The organism is Actinomadura sp. 21ATH (assembly GCF_041951345.1).
Taxonomy (GTDB): domain Bacteria; phylum Actinomycetota; class Actinomycetes; order Streptosporangiales; family Streptosporangiaceae; genus Spirillospora.
The window spans coordinates 358523-376029 of record NZ_JBGNUR010000003.1 but is presented as its reverse complement, the minus strand read 5'-3'; the positions used below and the strand labels follow the sequence as shown (position 1 = coordinate 376029).

The window sequence follows — 17507 nt, the reverse complement described above, 5'->3', positions numbered from 1 at the left end:
CCCAGGAAGCGTCGCCTGCCCGGATCGCTCAGAGCAGGCCCGAGATCTACGTTTCCGCCCACCTACGCGTTCCTTCCGTCGGCCGTCCTCATCCAGGACTGAGTACATAACAGGATTGCCTGCTATGTCGACGCTAAGATAACGCCCAAGTTGATAAATGTCTCCCCTGAGTTAACACCCCGGAAAGCGGGCCGGGCGCCGCCCCGAGCGCCCTCTAGACCGGCGCGCACTGCGGACCGGAGAATGGTCCCGGTCGTCACGGAGGTGCTGGTTGCTGGTCGCGGGTGCGTTGGTGGCGAACCGGTACCGCGTGCTGGAACTGCTCGGCGAGGGCGGCATGGGCCAGGTCTGGCGCGGCGAGGACGTGCGGCTGGAACGTTCGGTCGCGGTCAAGATCCTGCTGCCGCACCTCCTGCACGACCAGGTCCGCGAACAGGCGCTGGCACGGTTCTCGCGGGAGGGCAGGGCGGCGGCGCGGCTGTCGCACCGCAACATCGCCGCCGTCCATGACGTCGGCGAGCACGACGGCCGGCCCTACCTTGTCCTGGAATACCTGCACGGCCGCGATCTCAGGACCCTGCTGCGCGCGTCCCCCGGAGGCCTGCCGGTCGAGGACGCGCTGGACCTGTGCGCGCAAGCGGCCGACGGGCTGGCGGCCGCGCACGGCGCCGGGATCGTGCACCGCGACATCAAACCGGCCAACCTCATGCTCGGCGCCGACGGAACGGTGCGGATCTGCGACTTCGGCATCGCCCGGCTGCACGGCGCCACCAGCGGCCTGACCGGCGGCGCAACGATCGGGACGCCGGCGTACATGGCGCCCGAGCAACTCCTGGGCCAGGACGTCGACCACCGCGCCGACCTGTACGCGCTCGGCGCGACCCTGTTCCACCTGCTGACCGGCCGCCACGTCTTCGTCGGGGACGACGCCCGCGCGGTGATCGCCCAGCACCTGGCCGCGCCACCGCCCGCCGCCCGTACGCTGCGGCCCGCCATCCCCGCCCAGGTCGAGGAGTACCTGCGGGAGTTGCTGGCCAAGGACCCCGGACGGCGGCCGGGGAACGCATCGGCGGTGGCCGAACGCCTGCGCGCCCTGTCCAGAGCGCGCGCCGCCGGCGAGCAGCACGAGAGAACCGCCACGCTAGAGGAAGAAGGCGCTCCTCCAACCGGCGCGGGCAGGGGCCGTGCGGTCGGTATCGACCTGGGGACGACCAGCTCGGCCGTCGCTGTCCTGGAAGGCGGGCGCCCCGTGGTGGTCGCCGATGCCGAAGGCGCGCGGCTCACGCCGTCGGTCGTGGCCTTCACCGACAACGGCGAGCTCCTCGTGGGCGAGGCCGCCAGACGGCAGGCCGTGGTGAACGTCGGCCGCACCGTGCGGTCGGTGAAGCGGGAGATGGGCACCGGCTGGCGGATCCGGATCGACGGCGAGCCCTTCGTTCCCCAGCAGATCAGCGCGTTCGTGCTGCGGAAGCTCAAGCGCGACGCGGAGGCCCACCTGGGCGAGGAGGTGACCGACGCGGTGATCGCCGTCCCGGTCTGGTTCTCCGACCGCCAGCGGCAGGCCACCAGGGAGGCCGCACGGATCGCCGGGCTGAACGTGCTGCGGATCGTCAGCGATTCCACTCTGGTAGCGGTCGCCCACCACCTCGAGAAGGCGGACGAGGCCACCATCCTGGTATTCGACCTGGGCGGCGGCGGTTGCAGCGCCGCGGTGGTGGAGGTGGGTGACGGGGTGGTGGAGGTCAAGGCGACCGGCGGTGACGGCCGCCTGGGCGGCGACGACTGGGACGGCAAAGTGGTCGAGTGGCTGGTGGAGCGGTTCAAAAGCGCCCACGGCGTGGACCTGTCCAGGGACGGGACGGCCCTCCAGCGCCTCCGCGAGGCGGCCGAGAAGGCCAAGACCGCCCTGTCCTCCCTCGATGAGATGCGCATCGACCTGCCCTACATCACCGCCTCCGATCCGGGGCCGCTGCACCTCCACGAGAGGCTCACCCGGGACGCGTTCCAGACGATGACCGCCGACCTGCTGGACCGCTGCAGGATTCTGCTCCAGCGGGTGCTCGATGACTACGAGTTCGGTGCGGACGAGATCGACCATGTGGTCCTGGTCGGCGGCGCCACTCGGATGCCCGCGGTGGCCGACATGGTCGGGGAGACGATCGGCGGCATCGACCCCGGCGGCGCGGTCGATGTCCATGGGGTCGTCGCTGCCGGCGCCGCCGTGCAAGCGGGGGTGCTCACGGGCGAGGTCAAGGATGTTCTCCTGCTGGACGTCGTCCCGCGGAGCCTGGGCATCGAGGTCCGCGATGGGGCTCTGCACGCGGCGGCCCCGGAGATTGGGTTCTTCATGAAGTTCGTCGAGCGCAACACCACTCTTCCCCTCCACATGTCGGAGATCTTGGGAACGGCGGAAGACGACCAGCGGTCGGTCGAGATCCGCGTCTACGAGGGCGAGCGGGAGATCGCCGCGTACAACGACAGGCTTGCCACGTTCCGGCTCACCGGACTGCGCCCGCTGCCGCGCGGCGTACCGCAGATCGAGATCACCTTCGATGTCGACGCCAACGGCATCCTCTGCGTCTCGGCGGAAGACCTGGGCACCGGCGGCAAGAGATCGGTGGTGGTCACCGGCGGCACGGCCCTGCCCGAGGACGACATCGAACGGATGACGCGCGAAGTCGAACGGTACGCCGCCGAGGAGCGACGGCACTCGAGGTGATCGGCGCCACAAGCGCCGGGCCCGCTCCTCGCCATGGCGGACCGGGACGGCGGACCGCCCCTCCGGCGAGGCGATACTTCTCGTACGCGCCCGACCGACGCCGCGGGGGCTCAGGTGGCGGGGCGCGCGTGCGGCCAGGTGAAGGTGAGGCTCTCGCCCACTTCCAGGGCGTTCCAGCGGGCGGCGACCTCGTCCAGGCGAGGCATGATCCGGTCGATCGCGCGGCCGTCCTCGGCGGAGATCTCCGGGGGCACGACCCACGGAGGACGTCGGTCGCCCCGGGCCGCGGCACGGCGCCTGCGCCACTCGGTGTCGGTCAGGGCGGCGAGGCGTTCGGAGCGCTCCATGTCCGCCGCGCCGGCGTGGTCCCGCCTGCGCAGGTGGGCGTCGCGCTTCTTGACCCTGCGCTGCCGGCGGCCGCGCTCGCGGCGGCCCGGCAGGTCGCCCAGCAGCAGGAAGCCGCCGCCGTTCTCGGCCGCCCGCCCGTAGAGGCCGCCCGACAGCTTCAGCTCCGCCTCGACGACGTAGTGGACGAGGTCGTGCGGGATGTGCTCGTCGTAGCCCGGGGCCGGATCCATCCCGCGCGGGTCCAGGCCGGGCCCGGTGACGGTGACGCCGTAACGGCGCTCGCCCGTGCGGGTGAAGACCACGTCCATGGCCCCACGTTAGATCGTCCACCGCGCCGCGGGCCACGCATTTGGCGGTGGGCGATCCGGACAGGGGATACTCCCTGACCGGAGGCGTCCCCAGCCCCCCAGCTCCCCGAGGAGGCTCATGTCCACCATCCTGTTCGACTGCGACACCGGGATCGACGATGCGATCACCCTGCTCTACCTGGCCTCCCTCGTGCGGGCGGGCGAGGCGGAACTGATCGGGGTCGGCACCGTCCACGGCAACGTGGACGCGCGTACCGGCGCGCTCAACACCCTGCGCGTCCTCGAACTGGTCGGTATCAAGGGTGCCGAGGCGGGCGAGGCGGGCGAGGCAGGCGAGGCAGGCGTGCCGGTCGCGGTCGGCGCGAGCCGGCCCATGGCGCAGGACGTTCACTACGCGGCGGACTGGCACGGCGCCGACGGCCTCGGCGACATCGGGCTGCCGGAGCCGGCGGGGCGGCCGGTCGCCGAGTCCGCGGCCGCGCAGATCGTCCGGCTGGCCCGGTCGCGTCCGGGCGAGGTGACGCTGCTGGCGACCGGCCCGCTCACCAACCTCGGCGCGGCGCTCCTGCTGGACCCCGAGCTGCCGGCGCTGGTCCGCGAGGTCGTCGTCATGGGCGGCGCGTTCGATCACCCCGGCAACATCACCACCCACGCCGAGGCCAACATCTGGCACGACCCCGAGGCCGCCGACCTGGTGTTCGCCGCCGACTGGCCGGTGGTGCTCGTCCCGCTGGACGCCACCCACCCGACCGCCGTGGACGACCGGTGGCTGGACGGCCTCGCCGCCCACGACTCGGACGCCGCCCGCTTCGCCACCCGGATCCTGGAGTTCTACGTCACGGCCTACACCCCGACGCTCAAGCGCCGCGGCGCCGTCATCCACGACGCGCTGGCCGCCATGCTGGCCGTGCGGCCGGAGCTCGGGACCTACGTCGAACGTCCCGTACGGGTGGAGCTGCGCGGGGAGCTGACCCGCGGAACGACCGTGTGGGACGCCCGTTCCCTTCCCGCCGAGGACCACCGGCGCCCGGTCAGGGTCGCCGTCGGCAGCGATGTCACGACGTTCCAGGACCGCCTGCTGGCGGCCGTCCGCTCCCTGTAGGAAGCGCGCGCCCGCCCCGGAGTTCGTGAGTCCTTGCCGCCGGGGCAGGAGGCTGAGACCTGGACGGTCAGGGACTTAACGTAGCCGATCTCTTACCGTCTGTGAGGGTCGTGGATCGGTGCGGAGTGGCATCTCACCGGTGCTTCGAGCCTCAGAGGAGGCAAGGGGACGTTGGAGACGCTTCTCAAGGAGGACGTGCCGGGGAGGGTGCGGTTCCGCCGGCGCGCCGGAGCGGACATCGCCGCGCGGATCGCGCGCTTCGCCTCCCCGGCCACGCGACTGCTGCTGGCCGGTGACGGGCTGACCACCACGTCGCTGCAGGCGTGGGCGGGCGGGCCGATGCGCGTGCTGGAGGCGGAGCACGGCCGGGTGCCGCGCTCGCGGGCACCGGCGGGGGCGGCGGAACTGCTGGAGCAGGGCCCCGGCGACGTTCCGCTGCTGCTGCGCCGGTCCCTCCTGGCGGGGCCGGGCGGGCGCGTCTGGTCCGCCAACGTCGTCGTCGCCGGGCCCGGCGTTCCGGAGGAGGCCCTGGCCTGCCTGCGCGGCGACGTCCCGCTCGGGCAGGCGCTCCAGGCGGCCGGCCTGGGATGCCGCCGCACGCTGGCCGACGCCGGTTCCGGTGAGGCGTTCTGGGCCGGCGGGCCGGCGGCGTTCCGGTGCTACGTCCTGCGGCACCGGTCGCGTCCCCTGGCGGTGGTCTGCGAGTCGTTCAATCCCCGGCTGGTCGACGCGCGGACCGTGGCGCCGGGACGGGAGGACGCGTGGTGACGTCCAGCGTGTCGGCCCAGGTCGGCGTCATCGGCGCCGGGCCCGCCGGCCTGGTGACCGCGGCCGTGCTGGCACAGGCCGGCATCGACGTGTGCGTGGTGGAGCAGCGGCGGCGCGAGCACGTCGAGCGGCGGCCGCGCGCCGGGCTGCTGGAGCATCGCGTGGTGGAGTACCTGCACGCCTGCGGCCTGGCGGACCGGCTGCTGGCGGAGGCGATCCGGCACGGCCGGTGCGAGTTCGCCTGCCAGGGCGAGCGGGTGAACGTGGAGTACGGCGCGCTGTCGGGCGGGTTCGGCCATTGGGTCTACCCGCAGCAGTTCCTCGTCCGCGATCTCATAGCGACCCTGGAGCGACTCGGCGCGGGCCCGCGCTTCCAGCGGCGCGCGACGGCGGTGCTCGATCCGGCCGGGCCGCGGCCGGTCATCGAGTGCGAGGGTCTGCGGGTCGCCTGCGACTTCGTCGTGGCGTGCGACGGCCCGTACGGAGTGGCGGCGCGGCCGCCGGGCGCCCGCGCCGCGCGGCAGGCCGCCTACCGGTACCCCTACGACTGGCTCACCGTCCTGGCCGAGGTCGCGCGCCCCGTCGAGGCGGTCGTGTACGCCATCCACCCCGGCGGCTTCGCCGGGATGATGCCCCGCGCCGGCCACCAGGCCCGCCTCTACCTGCAGATCCCCGCCGGGCAGCCGCCGCGGGTCTGGACCGGGGCGCGGATCCGCGAGCAGCTGGCCGTCCGCATGGGGGAGGCCGCCCCCGGGCTCCCGGCCGTCGGAACGGTCAGGGAGACCGGCGTGCTGCGCATGCGCGGCAGCGTCGCGCGCACGGTGCGGTACGGACGTACGCTGCTGGCCGGGGACGCCGCGCACCTGCTCACCCCCAGCGGCGCCAAGGGCATGAACCTCGCCGTCAGCGACGCCGCCGACGCCGCCGCCTCGCTGATCTCCTGGTACCGCGACGGCGACCCGGCCGGCGTGGACGGCTATGGCGCCCGTCGCCTCGCCGAGGCGTGGAGCGTCCAGGACTTCTCCGACCGGCTGCTGCACCTGCTGCACCTGCCCGAGGGCGGGCGGGACGAGCGCTTCCTGCTGGATCTGAAGCTGCGGCGCGTGCAGGACCTGGCACGCCCCACGCCCGGCGCGGTCGCCTTCGCCCACCAGTACGGCGGCTCGGGCCGGCACCCCGACGCCGCCCCGCCGCTGCCGCTCCCCTCCGGCCTGGCGCCGGCCCGGCCGCTGCCCCGCCCGCGTCCGGCCGGCCTCGCGCGGACGGGGCGCGCATGATGGCGGCCGTCGCGGCCACCGCCCGATCGCTGTACGGGTTCTCCCGCGGCACCCAGGCGCTGATGAGCACCGCCCAGCCCCTGGTCGCGGCGCTCGTCGCCCTTCCGGAGCCATCGGCGGAACGGCTCGGGCTGCTGATGGCGTTCGCCGTGACCGCGCTGCCGGCCGGGTTCGGGTTCCACGACCTGCTCGACCTCCGGCTCGACCGGCCGCGCTTCCGGCATCTGCGGTCGCACGAGGGCTTCGACCTCGACACGGCCGGCGCCCGCCACCCGGTGGCGCAGGGCCTGCTGCCGCTGGCGTCGGGCGTGCTGTGGACGGCGGGCCTCGGGCTGGCCGCCCTGGTCCTGTCGGTGGCCCTCGGATGGGTCTGCACGGCGCTGTTCGCCGCGGCGCTGCTGCTGGGCGCGGCGTACTCCCGGCTGGCCACCGTCACCCCGTACAAGACGCTGCTGCTCGGGGCGGCGGTCAGCCTGTGGGGCTGCACGGGATGGTTCGCGGTCGGCGCGGACATCGACCCGCCCCGGCTGGCTCTGCTCGCCGTGTGGCTGGCGGCCTGGGAGATCGGCGGCCGCAACCTGCCCAACGATCTGGCCGACACCGAGGAGGACGCCCGGCTCGGCATCGCCACCGTCGCGGTCGTGCACGGCCGGAGCGCCTGCGCCGCCTGGTCCTGCGCCGCGCTGGCGGTGGCCGCGGCCGCCGGCGCCGCGCTGATGGCCGTCGCGTTCCCGGTCACCGGCGCGATCGGCCTGGGCGCCGCCGTCCTCGCGGGCTGCCTCCTCGTCGCCGCCGGGCTGCGGCTGGTGCGCCGGCCGGACCCCGCGACCGCTCAGGCGGTGTTCAACGTGACCAGCCTCCACCCCGTGCTCGTGCTGGCCGGAGTCCTCACCGCGCACGCCCTCTCCGGGGCCTGACGGCGGACCGCCCGCCCGCGCCGGCTCCATCGGTCGGCGCGGGCGGGCGGCGCTGCGTCAGAGGTCCGCGGCCATCTTCTTGATCTTCTCGATCAGTTCGAGGCGGCTCTTGTGGTCACCGGCGATCGGGGAGACGTTGACGGTGGTGATGCCGGACTCCTTCATGGCGGCCAGCCGCTCGCGGACGTGGCCCTCGGAGCCGATCAGCGAGGTCTTCTCCAGCAGCTCGGCCGGGATCCGGGCGGCGGCCTCCTTGGTGTTCCCGCTCAGGTAGAGGTCCTGGATCTCCTCGGCCTCCTTCTCGAAGCCGTACCGGCGGGCGAGGTCGTTGTAGAAGTTCTTGCCCTTGGCGCCCATGCCGCCGATGAACAGGGCGGCCATCGGGCGGCCGAACTCCAGGTAGCCCTTCACGTCGTCGCCGATGGCCAGCGGGGCCAGGGCCACCACGTCCAGCGGGCCGAGGCCCGGGTCGCGCCTGGCCTTGCCGGCGGCGAGGGCGTCGCCCCAGACGTCGGCGGCCCTCTCGGGGATGTAGAAGATCGGCTGCCAGCCGTTGGCGATCTCGGCGGTCATCTCGACGTTCTTGGGGCCGATCGCCGCCACCAGGACGGGGATGCTGGCCCGTACGGGGGGACGGACGATGTTCAGGGGCTTGCCCAGCCCGGTGCCCTGGTCCTTGGGCAGCGGCGCGTTGTAGTAGCGGCCCCGGTACTGGAGGCGCTCGTGCCGCCAGATCTTGCGGCAGATCTCGATGACCTCGCGGGTACGGCCGAGCGGAGCGTCGAACGGCACGCCGTGGAGGCCCTCGATGACCTGCGGGCCGGAGGCGCCCAGCCCCAGGGTGAAGCGGCCTTCGGAGAGCGAGTCCAGCCCGGCCGCGGTCATCGCCGTCAGGGCGGGGGTGCGCGTGTAGATCGGCAGGATGCCGGAGGCGATCTCCAGCCGCTCGGTCTTGGCCGCGATGTAGCCCAGATGGCTCACCGCGTCGAAGCTGTAGGTCTCCGCGACGAAGACGATGTCGAGGCCGGCCCTCTCGTAGTCAGCCAGCTCGTTCAGGGTCTCCTTGGAATCGCCCGCGTAACTGAGCGCCATCCCGATGCGCATCCAGTAGCCCTTTCTGCTTGCCGAAGTGGATATGAGGCGACCGTAAGGTCACGACTCTCGGCGGCCGGGCCGGCGGAACGCCGTCCAGTACCCGCGGCGACCCTTGTCTGGCCGTACGGCCAGATCGGCGCCGGGGAGGTAGCAGCGGCACCGCTCCGCCGCGAGTTCTCGGCCGCCAGAGCCACCCCCGCCGCACGGCATGCCGATCTACCTACCACGGTATATCGCGGAGCGAAATCGGATGACTACTTTACGTGAGGGCTCTGGGCGGCTTGCGGGCCGGCCACGGCCGACGGGCGGACACGACCACAGAGGGAGCGCAATGGCAGTGAACGGTGCGGGCGCGGGCGAATGGCCGATGGACGCGATCGCGGTGGTGGGCGTCGGGCTCCGGCTGCCCGGCGGGATCGCCACGCTGGACGGGCTGTGGGAGGCCCTGCGCGAGGGCCGGGACCTGGTCGGGAAGGTGCCCGCCGACCGGTTCGACAGCGGCGCGATCCTCGACCCCGTGAAGGGCCGTCCCGGCAAGGCCTACACCGACGACGGCGGGTTCCTGGACCAGGACATCTCGCTGTTCGACGCGGACTTCTTCGGGATCTCGCCCAAGGAGGCGTCCCGGCTCGACCCGCAGCACCGGCTGCTGCTGGAGTGCGCCGTCGAGGCGCTGGACGACGCCGCGATCGACATGGACTCCCTGGCCGGCGGCGACGCGGCGGTGATCATGGGTCTGTCGGGCCACGATTACGAGACGCTGCAGAACCAGCGGCCGCGGACGATCAGCGCCTACACCATGTCGGGGAACTTCGCCTGCAACGCGGCGAACCGGGTCTCCTACTTCCTCGACGTGAGCGGCCCCTCGTTCGCCCTCGACACGGCCTGCTCGTCGTCGCTGACGGCGATCCACCAGGCGTGCGAGGCGCTGCGGACGGGGCGCAGCCCGCTGGCGCTGGCCGGTGCCGTCAACCTCATGGCGTGCCCGCTCGGGTTCATCGCCTTCTCCGCGGCGTCGATGGGGTCGCCGTCGGGCCGCTGCCAGCCGTTCTCGGCGAACGCCGACGGGTTCGTCCGGGCCGAGGGCGCGGGCGTGCTGGTGCTCAAGCCGTACGCGGCGGCGCTGCGCGACGGCGACCGCGTGCACGGGCTCGTGCTGGCCAGCGGCGTCAACGCCGACGGCCGGACCAGCAGCCTGACCGTTCCGGGGGCGCGCACGCAGGCGTCCCTGCTGGAACGCGTCTACGCGGAGGCGGGGATCGAGGCCGACGACGTCTGCTACGTCGAGGCGCACGGGACCGGCACCCCGGTCGGCGACCCGATCGAGTGCCGGGCCATCGGCGAGACGCTGGGCCGCCGCCGGACCGGGGCGCCGCTCCCGATCGGCTCGATCAAGTCCAACATCGGGCACATGGAGGCGGGCGCGGGCATGGCCGGGGTGCTGAAGGCCCTGCTGGTGCTGCGCAACGGGCAGATCCCCGCCACGCTGCACGCCGACCGGCTCAACCCCGCCATCGACTTCGACGGCCTCGGCCTGGAGCCGGTCACCGCGCCGCGGACGCTGCCCGCTGACGCCCGCCGGATCGCCGGGGTCAACTCGTTCGGCTTCGGCGGCGCCAACGGGCATGTGGTCCTGGCCGTCCCCGACCCCCAGGCCGGGGAACCGGCGGTGCGGGAGCACGGCGAACGGCCCGCGACGCTGCCGGTGCTGGTGTCGGCGCGGTCGCCGCGGGCACTGGCCGCCGCGGCCCGCGAGTGGGCCGACTGGCTGACCCAGACCCCCGATCAGGAGTTCCACGACACCGCGTACACCGCCACGCTCCGCCGCGGCCGCCACCCGCATCGCATGGCGGTGCTGGCCGGCGACGCCCAGGAAGCGGCGCGGAAGCTGTCGGCCCTGGCGCAGGGTGAGGAGGTCGACGGCGGCGCGGCGGCGGCCGGTGCCGGCCGCGGCAAGGTCGGCTTCGTGTTCAGCGGCAACGGCTCGCAGTGGGCCGGGATGGGCCGCGACCTGCTGGACGCCGACCCGGCGTTCGCCGCCGAGGTGGCCGCCGTCGACGCCGAGCTGGCGCCGCGGCTGGGCTGGTCGGTGCTGGCCGAGATGACCGGCCCCGATCCGATGCGGTGGGACCGTACCGAGGTCGCGCAGCCGATGCTGTTCGCCGTCCAGGCCGGCGTGGTGGCCGCGCTGGCCGCGCGGGGCGTGCGTCCCGCCGCGGTCACCGGGCACAGCGTCGGCGAGGTCGCCGCCGCCTACTGCGCCGGGATCCTGGACCGCGCGGCGGCCTGCCGGGTGATCGCCGAACGCAGCGCGGCCCAGGCCACCACCGCGGGCGCCGGCCGGATGGCCGCCGTCGGGCTCGCCCCCGCCGACGCCGAACGGCGCCTGGCCGCCGAGGGCCTGTCGGACCTGCTCACCGTCGCGGGCGTCAACAGCCCGCAGGACGTCACCCTGGCCGGCAGCGCCGAGGCACTGGCCGGCCTGGGCAACGCCCTCAAGGAGGAGGGCGTCTTCTTCCGCGACCTGGGTCTGGACTACGCCTTCCACAGCCCGGCCATGGACCCGGCCCGCGACGACCTGCTCGACGCCCTGGACGGCCTGGACGCCGCTCCCGGCCGCATCCCGCTGGTCTCGACGGTCACCGGCCGGCCGGCGGACGGCCCGCGGCTCGACGCGCTCTACTGGTGGCGGAACATCCGCGAGCCCGTCCGGTTCGCCGAGGCCGTCGCGCTCCTGACCGCGGTGCCCGCCACCGGCGGCGGCCCCGAGCAGCAGGGCGGGGAGCCCCAGGGGCTGGGCTGCGACGTCCTGGTGGAGGTCGGGCCGCATCCGGTCCTGTCGACGTACCTGCGGCGCGTCCTCACCGCCGTCTCGGCCACCGCGGACCACGACGGAACGGCCGCGGCGGTGACCGGCACCCTCTCGCGCACCGGCCGGGGAGCGGCGGCGCTGGACACCGCGACCGCCACCGTGATCGCGGCGGGGGCCGAGCTGGACTGGGACCGCCTGTTCCCGGCCCCCCGGCGGGTCGTCGACCTGCCCGCCTACCCGTGGCAGCGGGACCGGCACTGGAACGGCGACACGAGCTGGTGGCTGGAGGAGTCCCGCGACGAGGACGCCGCGGAGACCGGCCCGGCGCCGCACCCGCTGCTGGGCCGGCGGGACACCGGCCCCGAGCCGGTCTGGACGCACCGGATCGAGCACGCTCCGCTGGCCTACCTCCAGGACCACAAGGTCGGCGAGGCGGTGGTCATGCCGGCCGCCGCGTTCATCGACATGGCGCTGGCCGCCGGGCGGCAGGTCCACGACGGCCCGGTGGAGATCGACCGGCTGACGATCCTGCGCGCGCTGACCCTGCCGTTCGACGACCCGGACATGAACGTCCGGCTGCACACCGCCGTCGACCGGGCGGGCTCGTTCACCACCGCCGCCCGCACCGGCGCGGGCTCAGGCTGGTCCGACCACGTCCGCGGGCGGGTCCGCCGGCTGCTGCGGCCGCGGCCGCCGGCGGTCGACGTCCCGGCGCTGCGGGCGCGGCTGACCGAATCGGTGCCCGTCGACGAGCACTACGCCATCTGCGCACGGACGAGCCTGTTCTACGGCCCGGCCTTCCAGCCGCTCACCGGCATGCGCCACGACGACCGGGAGGTCCTGGCCGAGTACACGATGGCGGTCGATCCCCAGCCGGGCCACGTGGCGCATCCGACCGTCCTGGACGGGGCGATCCAGGCGTGCCTGCCGGCGGTGATGCGCGCCGCCGAAAGGTCGCTCGCCTACCTGCCCAAGGCCGTCGCCACCGTCCGCTGCTGGAGCGACGTGCCGGCGCAGGGGCTGGTGCATGTGCGGGTCCGCGAGGTGAACGCCCAGCAGGCGGTGCTGGACGTGACCATGCTGGACGCCGGCGGTGCCGTGGCGCTGGAGCTGTGCGGGCTGGTGCTGGAACGCTTCAGCAGCGCCCGGCTCCCCGAACCGCAGCGGCTCGACGAGGTGCTCCGCGCGGCACCGCTCCCCGGCCCCGCCGAGCCCAGCCCGCTGCCGTCGCCGGCCGCCGTGATGGCCGCCCGCGCCGAGCCGATGCGGCGGCTCCTGGACACCTGGCAGGACAGGGACTCCTACGCGGAGGGGCGCTGGGTGATACGCAGGGTGGCGGCGCACTACGCCCTGGCCGCCGTCCAGCGGATCCTGGCCGGGCCCGCCGCCGGCCCGGCGGGCACGTCCCCGGGCACGTCCTTCGGCATCGACGACCTCGTCGCCGCCGGCGTCCAGCCCGTCTACGCCAAGCTGCTGCGGCTCATGCTCCGGGAGGCGGCCGAGCACGGCCTCGTGACCTCGGACGGCGGCCGCTGGACCCTCACCACCGAGCCGGCCCCCGAGCCGATCCTCCAGGACGCGGTCATCGAGTACCCGTCGGAGGGCATCAGCTGGCAGGCGCTGGCCGTCTGCGGCCGCAACCTGGCCGACGTGCTCCGCGGCGACCGCGACCCGGTGGAGCTGCTGTTCTCCGAGGCCGACGCCCTGATCGAGCGCCACTACGACGGGCTGCCCGTCACGCAGTACCACAACCGGCTCATGCGCGAGCTGGTGGCCGAGATCGCCGAGCGGTTCCCCGCCGACCGCCCGCTGCGCGTGCTGGAGGTCGGCGCGGGCACCGGCGGCACCACCGCCGTGCTGCTGGACGCCCTGCCGCCCGAACGCACCCACTACACCTACACCGACATCTCCAGCGCGTTCTTCGCCCGGGCCCGCCAGCGGTTCGCCGACCACGACTTCCTGCACTACCGGCCCCTCGACCTCAACCGGAACCCGCTCGACCAGGACTTCGTCGCCGGCTCCTACGACCTGGTCATCGCCGCCAACATGCTGCACGCGACCGACGACCTGAAGGCCACCCTGCGGCGGATCGCCCACCTGCTGGCCGACGGGGGCCAGCTGCTGGTCCTGGAGTCGCACGAGCCGGCCCTGCTGGCGCCCTTCTACGGCCTGCTGACCTCGTTCTGGGGCACCACCGACACCGGCCTGCGCCCCGACCACCCCCTGCTGCCGCACGGGGACTGGGCCGAGGTCCTGCACGACTGCGACTTCACCGGCACCGTCCAGACGGGAGACCCCAGCCTGCCCTGGAGCCGCGACCTGTCGGTCATGCTCACCGCACGGGCCCCGCGCGGACGCGAGACCGCGCCGCCGCCCCCGCCGCCGGCCGGGCGCGCCCCCGGCCGGATCGTCGTCGCGGACCTGACCTCCGCCGGTGCCGCGCCCGGCGGCGCGCCGGACGAGGCGGACTGGGCGCGGCGGTACGTGCGGGAACTGACCGACGTGCTCGCCGGCGCCGGCCATCACGGCCGGCGGCCGGAGACCGTCCCGCCCGCCGCGTCCCCCGAGGAGTGGTCCGCGGCCTGGGAGCGGGCGCTGGCCGGCGCCGGCGAACCGGTCGACGTGGTGCTGCTCAGCACCGGCCGCCCCGCCGACCCGCCCGCCGAGCAGACCCGGCAGGCGCTCGGCCACATGACCGCCCTCCAGGCGATCGCCCGCGCCGAACGCCCGCTGCCCGGCGGGAGCCCGGAGGCGGGGCTCGACGAGCCCGCGGTGCGGGTCTGGCTGGTGTGCACCACCACCGCGGACGACTACCGGTACCCGCCGGCGATGCCCGGCGCCCGCGCCGCCGCGTGGGGAGCCGCCCGCACCATGGCCAGCGAGCACCCTGACATCCAGGTCAGGCGCATCGCCGTCGCCCCCGCCGACCCCGCCACCGCCCCGGTGCGGCGGCTGGCCGAGCAGACGCTGGCCGAGATGCGGTCCGCCTCGCCCGAGGACGAGGTCGTCCTCACCGGCCCCGGGCGGTTCGTCCACCGGGCCCGCCACCTGCCGGCGCAGACCCGGCCGTCCGACGCCGGCGGCTACGCCCTGGACCTCCAGGACCAGGGCAACCGCTACCGGCTGGCCTGGAGATCCGCTCCGATCCCCGCCCCGCGGCCCGGCGAGGTGGTCGTCGAGATCGAGGCCGTGGGGCTCAACCAGCGCGACCTGCGGGCCGCCCTGGGGACGACGGCGACGTTCGGCCTGGAGCGCGGGGACGCGGGCGGCCTCGGCCTCGACTTCGCCGGCACCGTCATCGCGACCGGCGGCGGCGTCACCGCGCTCGCCCCCGGCGACCGGGTCGCCGGGATCGCCCCCGGCTGCCTGGCCTCGCACGTCGCCGTGCCCGCCCGGAACACCTGCGCCATCCCCGACGGCATGACCAGCGCCGAGGCGGCGACCCTGCCCCTGGTGTCCCTGACCGTCCAGGAGTGCCTGCGCGAGCGGGCCCGGCTGCGCGCCGGCGAGACGCTGCTGGTGCACGGCGCGGCCGGCGGCGTCGGATTGGCCGCGCTGCAGTACGCCCGCCACGTCGGCGCCAGGGTCATCGCCACCGCGGGCACTCCCGCCAAGCGGGACCTGCTGCGCGCCCTCGGCGTCCACGCCGTGCTGGACTCGCGGTCGCTGGACTTCGCCGACCAGGTCATGGACCTCACCGGCGGCCATGGCGTCGACGTCGTCCTCAACCGCCTGGCCGGGGAGGCGCGGCGCCGCGGCCTGGAGGTCCTCAAGCCCCGGGGCCGCTTCGTCGAGATCGGCGGGCATGACGGGGCGGCGGACGGTGCGCTGCCGCTGGAGCGGTTCGGCGCCGGCCGCTCCTTCTTCGCCGTCGACGTCCTCCAGGAACGCCTCACCGCCGCGGACGCCGGCGGCCTGCGGGACGTCGCCGACGCCCTGGAGAGCGGCGTCCACCGGCCGCTGCCGTTCCAGACCTTCCCGGCCGCACGCGTCCAGCAGGCGTTCGCCCGGCTCCAGCAGCCGCGGCACGCCGGCAAGATCGTCGTGACCTTCGGCGAGCCCGTCCCGCTGCACCGGACGGACGCCGAGGCCGTTCCGGAACTGCGCGCGGACCGCACCTATCTGATCACCGGCGGGCTCAGCGGCCTGGGCGCGGCCACCGCACGGCACCTGGCCGCCCGCGGCGCCCGCCACCTGGCCCTGCTCGGCCGCCGCGGGCTCGCCGCCCCCGAGGCGCCCGGCCTGCTCGCCGACCTGGCCGGCCAGGGCGTCCAGGCCATCGCCCACGCCGTCGACGTCACCGACGCCGCCACCATGGCGCGGATCGTCGCCGAGATCGACGCCTCGCCGCACCCGCTGGGCGGGGTCGTGCACAGCGCGATGGTGCTGCACGACGCCCCGTTCACCAGCCTCACCACCGACCAGATCGAGCGCGTGCTGGCGCCGAAGATGACCGGCGGCCTCATCCTGGACGAGCTCACGCGCGAGCACGACCTGGACTTCTTCATCGCCTACACCTCCGTCTCCTCGCTGGTCAACAATCCGAACCAGGCCCCCTACCTGGCGGCCAACCTCGCGCTGGAGGCGATGGTGCGCGACCGGCGCCGCGCCGGGGCGGCCGCGCTGGCGGTGGCGTGGGGCGGCATCGACGACGTTGGGTACGTCCACCGCACCATGCAGGAGACGACCAAGGAGTTCCTCACCCGCGGCGTCGAACTGCTGCCCGTGAAGCAGGCCATGGCCGAGCTGGACCGGGCGATGACCTGCCCGGAGATCCCCGTCGTCACCACCGGGCACTTCGACTTCGCGGAGGTGCACCTGATCGTGCACACCCTCACGGCGCCGCGTACCGCGCACCTGGTGCCCGCACGGCGCCGGCGGGAAGGGTCCGACCAGCTCCAGACCGCTCTCGCCACCTCGGGTACCGACGCCGTGAAGCTGGTCGAGGACACCCTCGCGGACCTGCTGGCCCAGGTCCTGCAGACCACCCCCGACCGCATCGACCGCACCCGCCGCATCGACCAGCTCGGCCTGGACTCGCTGATGGGCGCCGACTTCTCCAGCCTGCTCAACCGCCAGCTCGGCTGCCAGATCGCGGTGGTGGAGGTGCTCGGCATCCCCAACCTTACCGCGCTGGCCCAGCGGATCCTGGTCCGGCTGGGGCACGAGACCGTCCCGGCGGACGCCGTACCGCCCCAGGCGCGGGGCAACGACCTCGAGTCCCGGCCGGACGCCGTCGGCGCCGCCGCCCCGTCCGCCACCTCCCTCTAGGAGAACGATCACCGTCATGACCCGCCTCTCCACAGCAGAGACGCCGACGCGGCGGCCCCGGATCCGGCTGCTCGCCGCCCGGCCGCACGCGCCCGTCCGCCTGTACTGCGTCCCGCCCGCCGGGATGGGGGCCGCGGCCTTCTACCTCCCGTGGATCGAGCACATGCCCGACGACATCGAGCTGTGCGCGGTGGAGATACCCGGCCAGGGGCCCCTCGCCGACGCACCGTTCCGCACGGACGGCGAGCGGCTGGGCGCGGAGATGGCCGCGGCCGTCCTCGCCCAGGACGACCCCCGCCCGTTCGCGGTCTTCGGCCACAGCGTCGGCGCCCTCCTGGCCTACCTGACCACCCGCCACCTGGAGCGGGCCGGCGCCGCTCCCTTCCTGCTGGGCGTCTCCGCATTCCCCGCCCCGCACCGCGCCGACCACGCCCATCTCATGGTCAGGACCCTCAGCGAGGGCAGGCGCGCGATCTGCGAGCTGTTCGAACTGCCGCCGGAGCTGTTCGACGACGAGCCGGCGCGCCTCGTGCCGATCTTCACGCCGATCCTCGCGGCCGTCGTCCTCGCCCTGCAGTACCGCCATGCCGACCATCCGCCCCTGCCGATCGCCGTGGCGACCTACGGTGCGCACGACGACGCGCTCACCGCGCCCCGGCACCTCGCCGAGTGGAACGACCTCGTCGTCACCCCGGCCGAGCCGTGCCTGTTCCCCGGCGCGCACATGTACGTCCTGCCGCAGGCTGCCGCCCTTGCCGAACGGCTCATCGGCGACGTCCGCGCGGCCGCCGGCGCCCTTCGTGACCGCGAGGTGAGGCCGCTGTGAGACCGCGCGGCGAGCCCGTTCCGCGGCCCCCGAACCGGCGCGCCCCCCCCAGCGCCGGCCCGGG

Annotated in this window: 8 protein-coding genes and 2 pseudogenes; 8 read left to right on the top strand and 2 right to left on the bottom strand. The window is 74.6% G+C overall.

Features of this window, described 5'->3' with window-relative positions; genetic code table 11:
- Positions 1 to 292: 292 nt before the first annotated feature.
- A pseudogene (locus ACA361_RS13955) lies at positions 293 to 1066 on the top strand (serine/threonine-protein kinase); the annotation flags it as partial.
- A 129-nt stretch (positions 1067 to 1195) separates the two neighbouring features.
- Positions 1196 to 2707 (top strand): annotated as a pseudogene (locus ACA361_RS13950) (Hsp70 family protein); the annotation flags it as partial.
- A gap of 122 nt (positions 2708 to 2829) precedes the next feature.
- Here the strand turns inward: ACA361_RS13950 and ACA361_RS13945 are convergent.
- Positions 2830 to 3375, bottom strand: coding sequence for a hypothetical protein (locus tag ACA361_RS13945; RefSeq protein WP_375012344.1), 546 nt, complete (start codon positions 3373 to 3375; stop codon positions 2830 to 2832).
- Positions 3376 to 3493: 118 nt separating this feature from the next.
- Here ACA361_RS13945 and ACA361_RS13940 point away from each other — a divergent pair, with 118 nt between their 5' ends.
- From ACA361_RS13940 to ACA361_RS13925, 4 genes are all read left to right on the top strand, one after another.
- Entirely contained in the window at positions 3494 to 4477 is a 984-nt protein-coding gene (locus tag ACA361_RS13940; RefSeq protein ID WP_375012343.1) for a nucleoside hydrolase, read from the top strand.
- Between the two features lie 171 nt (positions 4478 to 4648).
- Entirely contained in the window at positions 4649 to 5245 is a 597-nt protein-coding gene (locus ACA361_RS13935) for a hypothetical protein (protein ID WP_375012342.1), read from the top strand.
- Positions 5239 to 6522 carry an FAD-dependent monooxygenase gene (locus tag ACA361_RS13930; RefSeq protein WP_375012341.1) on the top strand — a complete coding sequence of 428 codons (1284 nt, stop codon included), beginning with the start codon at positions 5239 to 5241 and terminating at the stop codon, positions 6520 to 6522. The genes ACA361_RS13935 and ACA361_RS13930 overlap by 7 nt, the downstream gene beginning before the upstream one ends.
- The gene (locus tag ACA361_RS13925; RefSeq protein WP_375012340.1) at positions 6519 to 7439 is read left to right on the top strand and encodes a UbiA family prenyltransferase; all 921 of its coding nucleotides are present in this window, start codon (positions 6519 to 6521) and stop codon (positions 7437 to 7439) included. Before ACA361_RS13930 ends, ACA361_RS13925 begins: the two co-directional genes overlap by 4 nt.
- Before the next feature lie 57 nt (positions 7440 to 7496).
- Here the strand turns inward: ACA361_RS13925 and ACA361_RS13920 are convergent, their stop codons facing one another.
- Positions 7497 to 8543 (bottom strand): LLM class F420-dependent oxidoreductase, encoded by a 1047-nt coding sequence (locus tag ACA361_RS13920; protein WP_375012339.1) that lies wholly within the window; start codon positions 8541 to 8543, stop codon positions 7497 to 7499.
- 322 nt (positions 8544 to 8865) lie between these two features.
- Here ACA361_RS13920 and ACA361_RS13915 point away from each other — a divergent pair, with 322 nt between their 5' ends.
- Both ACA361_RS13915 and ACA361_RS13910 read left to right on the top strand, forming a co-directional pair.
- A complete protein-coding gene (locus ACA361_RS13915) occupies positions 8866 to 16617 on the top strand; it encodes an L-histidine N(alpha)-methyltransferase (RefSeq protein ID WP_375012338.1) in 7752 nt (2583 codons plus the stop codon).
- A gap of 16 nt (positions 16618 to 16633) precedes the next feature.
- Entirely contained in the window at positions 16634 to 17443 is an 810-nt protein-coding gene (locus ACA361_RS13910; RefSeq protein ID WP_375012337.1) for a thioesterase II family protein, read from the top strand.
- Positions 17444 to 17507 lie beyond the last annotated feature (64 nt).

Excerpts from the sequence above, each read along its gene's own strand:
- ACA361_RS13945 (WP_375012344.1), bottom strand. The coding sequence starts at position 3,375 with ATGGACGTGGTCTTCACCCGCACGGGCGAGCGCCGTTACGGCGTCACC.
- ACA361_RS13940 (WP_375012343.1), top strand. The coding sequence starts at position 3,494 with ATGTCCACCATCCTGTTCGACTGCGACACCGGGATCGACGATGCGATC.
- ACA361_RS13925 (WP_375012340.1), top strand. The coding sequence starts at position 6,519 with ATGATGGCGGCCGTCGCGGCCACCGCCCGATCGCTGTACGGGTTCTCC.
- ACA361_RS13920 (WP_375012339.1), bottom strand. The coding sequence starts at position 8,543 with ATGCGCATCGGGATGGCGCTCAGTTACGCGGGCGATTCCAAGGAGACC.
- ACA361_RS13915 (WP_375012338.1), top strand. The coding sequence starts at position 8,866 with ATGGCAGTGAACGGTGCGGGCGCGGGCGAATGGCCGATGGACGCGATC.
- ACA361_RS13910 (WP_375012337.1), top strand. The coding sequence starts at position 16,634 with ATGACCCGCCTCTCCACAGCAGAGACGCCGACGCGGCGGCCCCGGATC.